General features: G+C 70.9%; 6 protein-coding genes and 1 pseudogene. All 7 read right to left on the bottom strand.

The window, feature by feature from the left end; genetic code table 11:
* A pseudogene (locus ADY59_RS46370) lies at positions 1–444 on the bottom strand (primosomal protein N'); the annotation flags it as partial.
* Between the two features lie 197 nt (positions 445–641).
* Positions 642–1829, bottom strand: a complete 1188-nt coding sequence (gene metK, locus ADY59_RS46365; RefSeq protein ID WP_049577471.1) for a methionine adenosyltransferase — start codon at positions 1827–1829, stop codon at positions 642–644.
* 157 nt (positions 1830–1986) lie between these two features.
* Positions 1987–2355 (bottom strand): hypothetical protein, encoded by a 369-nt coding sequence (locus tag ADY59_RS46360; protein WP_049577468.1) that lies wholly within the window; start codon positions 2353–2355, stop codon positions 1987–1989.
* Positions 2356–2450: 95 nt separating this feature from the next.
* Positions 2451–3635, bottom strand: a complete 1185-nt coding sequence (gene coaBC, locus ADY59_RS46355; protein WP_049577466.1) for a bifunctional phosphopantothenoylcysteine decarboxylase/phosphopantothenate--cysteine ligase CoaBC — start codon at positions 3633–3635, stop codon at positions 2451–2453.
* 7 nt (positions 3636–3642) lie between these two features.
* Positions 3643–3912 carry a DNA-directed RNA polymerase subunit omega gene (gene rpoZ, locus ADY59_RS46350; protein WP_049577463.1) on the bottom strand — a complete coding sequence of 90 codons (270 nt, stop codon included), beginning with the start codon at positions 3910–3912 and terminating at the stop codon, positions 3643–3645.
* Between the two features lie 5 nt (positions 3913–3917).
* Positions 3918–4529 (bottom strand): guanylate kinase, encoded by a 612-nt coding sequence (gmk, locus tag ADY59_RS46345; RefSeq protein WP_049577460.1) that lies wholly within the window; start codon positions 4527–4529, stop codon positions 3918–3920.
* Between the two features lie 100 nt (positions 4530–4629).
* Positions 4630–4953: an integration host factor, actinobacterial type gene (mihF, locus tag ADY59_RS46340; protein ID WP_020541698.1), complete on the bottom strand. Its 324-nt coding sequence runs from the start codon at positions 4951–4953 to the stop codon at positions 4630–4632.
* Between the last annotated feature and the right edge of the window lie 523 nt (positions 4954–5476).

The following is a 5476-nucleotide window of genomic DNA, read 5'->3' as shown; positions in this document are numbered from 1 at the left end:
GTCTGAGGGGGCGGCGGACTCCGCGGTGCCTTGCGGGGAGGCTGTGGCGGCTCTGGTGGCCGTCTCCGTCCGGGCGTGACGTGGCGGGACGGCCAGCCTGAGTACGTCGGCCAGGGTGCCCGCGTAGCGGTCGGCGACGGCCCTGGCCAGCCCGGCGACCTCGGCGGTGAGCACCCGCTCGGGCGAGACGACGCGTTCGAGGGGCGTCAGCCGCCCGGTGTGCCCGCTCTCGCCGGCCCGCTCCAGCAGGAACCCGTCGACCAGCTTGCCGGCGAACCGCACCCGCACCCGCACCCCCGGCTGGGCGCTCTCGTGCATCGAGGCGGGCACCAGGTAGTCGAACGGCCGGTCGAGGTGCGGCAGCGGGTTGTCCACCGCCACCCTGGCCACCGGCAGCTCCGGAGCGGGCACCACGGCGCCCTTCGCCGACACCGCGGGCCGCACGGCGTCGAGCGGCAGGAGGGCGTCGTCGGAGTGCGCGTTCACCCACTACGTCTACCAGACCGTTCACCGGCTTCGAGCATGGTCAGCGATTCCCCGATGCGGGCGAAAGCCCCGTCCGGCCGGGGCCGCTCGCGGTGGCCGCGCACGCGAAGATGCCGTGCCCCCACGCCGGGGGGCACGGCATCGATCAGCTCGGCTCAGAGGCCCGCGGCGGTGCGGAGCGCCTCGGCGCGGTCGGTGGACTCCCAGGAGAAGCCCTCGCGGCCGAAGTGCCCGTAGGCGGCGGTCTCGGAGTAGATGGGACGCAGCAGGTCGAGGTCGCGGATGATCGCGGCCGGGCGCAGGTCGAAGACCTGGAGCACGGCGGCCTGGATCGTCTCCACCGAGACCTTCTCGGTGCCGAAGCACTCGACGAACAGGCCCACCGGCTGCGCCTTGCCGATCGCGTACGCGACCTGGACCTCGCAGCGGTCGGCGAGGCCGGCCGCGACGACGTTCTTGGCGACCCAGCGCATGGCGTAGGCGGCCGAGCGGTCGACCTTGGACGGGTCCTTGCCCGAGAAGGCGCCGCCGCCGTGGCGGGCCATGCCGCCGTAGGTGTCGATGATGATCTTGCGGCCGGTGAGGCCGGCGTCGCCCATGGGGCCGCCGATCTCGAAGCGCCCGGTCGGGTTGACCAGCAGCCGGTAGCCCTCGGTCTCGATGTCGAGCCCGGCGAGCACGGGGTCGACCACGTGCTCCTTGATGTCGGGCGTCAGCATCTCCTTGAGGTCGATCTCGGCAGCGTGCTGCGTGGAGACGACCACGGTGTCGAGGCGGACCGGGCGGTCGCCGTCGTACTCGATGGTGACCTGGGTCTTGCCGTCGGGCCGCAGGTAGGGCACGGTGCCGGACTTGCGGACCTCGGACAGGCGCTGGGCGAGCCGGTGCGCGAGCGTGATCGGCAGCGGCATCAGCTCGGGGGTCTCGCGGCAGGCGTAGCCGAACATGAGGCCCTGGTCGCCGGCACCCTGGCGGTCGAGCTCGTCGACGTCGCCGCCGACGCGGTGCTCGTAGGCGTCGTCGACGCCCTGGGCGATGTCGGGCGACTGCGCGCCGATGGACACCGACACGCCGCAGGAGGCGCCGTCGAAGCCCTTGTGGGAGGCGTCGTAGCCGATCTCCAGGATCTTCTCCCGGATGACGCCGGGAATGTCGACGTAGGTCTCGGTCGTGACCTCGCCTGCGACGTGGACCTGGCCGGTAGTGATCATCGTCTCGACGGCGACCCGGCTCCGCGGGTCGTCCTTGAGCATGGTGTCGAGAATCGCGTCACTGATCTGGTCGGCGATCTTGTCCGGGTGGCCCTCGGTGACCGACTCGGAGGTGAACAGGCGACGTGACAACTCAGTGGCTCCTCATGCAGCGGCTGCTGACGGCTTGGGGCTCGGCGTGCTGGCACACCAGAACCTCGCCGAAGTCTAGCCCTACCTGGGGGCAGGTAGCGAAACCCGTCCGGCGACGCGGCACTCTCGAAGGCGGACGGGGCCGATCGGGGCACGCTCAAAGATGGGGCAGCGGGTCGAGCGGCAGCGTCTCGGGCGCGAACGCCTCCGCGTCGGCGGCGGCGACCACGGCCGCGTACTCGTCGTCGAACTCGAAGTGCATGTCGCCCAGTTCGATGAGCGGCGCCGGGCCGTGCCTGATGGGCCCGAGCCTGGTGTTGCGCGGGAACGTGGCGTGCACCGAGACCGGGCGGTCGCTCCTGAGCATCCTGGTGGCGAGCACCGCGACGGCCAGGTCGGTGACGACGATGAGGAAGTTGGCCGCGCCGGGCGGCCCGACGGACAGCGCCGGGAAGACGTAGCGGATCGCTCCCCGATGGCCGAGAACCGTCCTGCAACGGTCCCTGACAGCAGCATTCACTGGCATCCCGTCCCCCTTTGCCCCAGTATCCGTAGCTATAGGGAGATCCCGCAACAGGTGATCAGGTAATCCATCCGGGCGGTTAGCAGCCCGTACGGGTGTCAGGAGAGACGGGCGGCGACGGCGTCCCAGACGGCGTCGGCCACGTCTTCCTTCGGGCCGCGGGGCACCTCGATCGGGTCGCCGCCGGCGACCAGCACGGTGGCGGCGTTGTCGGGGGTGCCGAACGCCAGACGCTCGCCCACCTGGTTGACGACGAGCAGGTCGCAACCCTTGCGGGCGAGCTTGGCCTGCCCGTTGGCGAGCACGTCGTGGGTCTCGGCCGCGAACCCGACGATCACCTTCGGGTACGTGCCGCGCCGCTGCCCCAGCTCGGCCAGGATGTCGGGGTTCTTCGTCAGGCGGATCGGCTCGGGCTCGCCGTCGGTTTTCTTGATCTTGACGTCGTGCCGGTCGGCGGGCCGGAAGTCGGCGACGGCCGCGGCCAGTACGACCACGTCGGCGCCGGCGGAGGCGGCCAGCACGGCCTCGCGCAGCTGGGCCGTGCTCTCCACCCGCACCACGGTGGCGCCGGCCGGGTCGGGCAGCGTGACGTTGGCGGCCACCACGGTCACCTCGGCGCCCCGGGCGGCGGCGGTGCGCGCCAGCGCGTAGCCCTGGAGGCCGGAGGAGCGGTTGCCGATGAAGCGGACGGGGTCGACGGCCTCGCGGGTGCCGCCGGCGGAGACGACGACCTTGCGCCCGGCCAGATCGCGCGGCGCGCCGCGCAGCACGCGCAGGCAGACCTGGAAGATCTCGGCGGGGTCGGGCAGCCGGCCCGGCCCGGTGTCGGCGCCGGTGAGCCGGCCGACGGCGGGGTCGATCACGATCGCGCCGCGCTCGCGCAGGGTGGCGACGTTGGCCCGGGTCGCGGGGTGCTGCCACATCTCGGTGTGCATCGCGGGCGCGAACACCACCGGGCAGCGCGCGGTCAGCAGCGTGTTGGTCAGCAGGTCGCCGGCCAGCCCGTGGGCCGCCTTGGCGAGCAGGTCGGCCGTCGCGGGGGCGACCACGACGAGGTCGGCCGACTGGCCGATGCGCACGTGGGGCACCTCGTGGACGCTCTCCCACACGTCGGTCGTCACCGGGTGGCCCGACAGGGCGGCCCAGGTGGGCTCGCCCACGAACCGCAGGGCGTCACGGGTGGGAACCACCCGGACCTCGTGCCCCGACTCGGTGAACAGGCGCAGCAGCTCGCACGCCTTGTACGCGGCGATGCCGCCGGCGACGCCCAGGACGACCTTCATCGAGGGGTCAGGCCGCGCCTTCGATGGGCTCGGCGTTGAGCAGGCCCTCGGAGACCTCGCGCAGCGCGATGGACAGCGGCTTCTCCTGGGCGTGCGTCTCGACCAGCGGGCCGACGTACTCGAGCAGGCCCTCGCCGAGCTGCGAGTAGTAGGCGTTGATCTGACGGGCCCGCTTGGCGCCCATGATCACCAGAGAGTATTTGCTGTCGACGATGTCGAGCAGCGCGTCGATCGGAGGGTTGGTGATTCCCTCGGCGACCGGGGCAATTCCTGCCACGATTGTCAGACCTCTCGCTTGGTGGTTGTGGTGACCCCCTGAGGGTCGGTCATCAAGGCTATCAGCCGGTGGCACACGTCTTTGACATCCGTGTTCACCAGCGTGAGGTCGAACTCCTCCTCGGCCGCCATCTCGATCCGGCCGGCCGCCAGCCGCCTGGCGATGACGTCCTCGGGCTCGGTGCCTCGGCCGCGCAGCCGCTTCTCCAGCTCCTCCCAGGTGGGCGGGGCCAGGAACACCAGCAGCGACTCCGGCATGCTGCGCCGGACCTGCCGGGCGCCCTCGAGGTCGATCTCCAGCAGCGTGGGCACGCCCGCCGCCAGCTTGTCGAGCACCGCCTGGCGTGGCGTGCCGTAGCGGTTGCCCGCGAACTCCGCCCACTCCAGCAGCTCGCCGGCCTCGACGAGCCGGTCGAACTCCTCGCCGTCGACGAAGAAGTAGTGCACCCCGTGCGCCTCGCCGGGCCGGGGCCTTCTGGTGGTCACCGAGACCGACAGCCACACCTCGGGGTGTGCCCGCCGGAGCTCGGCGACGACCGTGGACTTGCCGACGCCTGACGGCCCCGACAGGACCGTCAGCCGCCTTTCGCGCGAGGGGAGGAAGCCGCCGACTCTCATGCCCGCTCCGACTGCCTCGTGGGCCCTTACACTGCCGGACCAGGACCTGTCGGTCACTTCCTACCCCCCGTTGAACCAGCGTTTTCGTGTGGAACCGAGATTAGCTCTCGTTGCCACCGAACTCGCGCTCGAGGGAGGCCCTCTGGTTCGCGCCGAGACCCCGCACGCGGCGGGACTCGGCGATGGCGAGCCGCTCCATGAGCTGCTTGGCGCGGACCTTGCCCACGCCGGGGAGCGATTCCAACAGTGCCGACACCTTCATCTTGCCGATGACGTCGTCGGTCTGCCCATCCTTGAGCACCTCAGCCAGAGAAACCGCGCCATGCTTGAGCCGGTTCTTGACCTCGGCACGCTCTTTACGGGCCTTGGCAGCCTTCTCCAGGGCTGCGGCGCGCTGCTCAGGGGTCAGGGGAGGAAGAGCCACGCCGGGTCACCTCGAATTTCTGTCGATGTACTCGGACGGGATGGGAAACTAGCTGGTCATCGCCCCCTAAGCAACGTCAAGAGCGGTTTCTCTCGTCACAAAGTCGACTTCATCACTTTGCGTGTTGGTAAAATCACTTTCTGCTGATCAAATCGCCCTCACTTCCCGCTTCTCCGCCGTGCGCGCGGTGCGGCCCGAGGGCGCTACGATGATCACATCAGGGCGGGCGCATTGTGTCCGAAAGCCTGGTTGACCTGTGTCCGAAACCCACGCGCCGCTCCTCCGGAACAGCGTTCCGGTACACCTTTTCCGCTCGCGCCACCCTCCGGCGCGAGCCGGCCTCCGGCGGAGCGCGGCACCGGCCTCTGACACGCGCCCGGCTTCCGGCCCAACCCGGACCTGTCATGCGCCCTCCGAAGAAGCCCCCGGGCACTCACCCCGCCACGGAAGCCCTCCAGGGGACAAGGCTCAGGAGCGGCGGCACCCCCTGGAACAACCCCAGCGGCCCCAACCGCCCCCTGAC

Source organism: Nonomuraea sp. SBT364 (assembly GCF_001083785.1).
Lineage (GTDB): Bacteria > Actinomycetota > Actinomycetes > Streptosporangiales > Streptosporangiaceae > Nonomuraea.
Note: the sequence above shows the minus strand (reverse complement) of the source record. Positions and strands in the feature narration are given on the sequence as shown.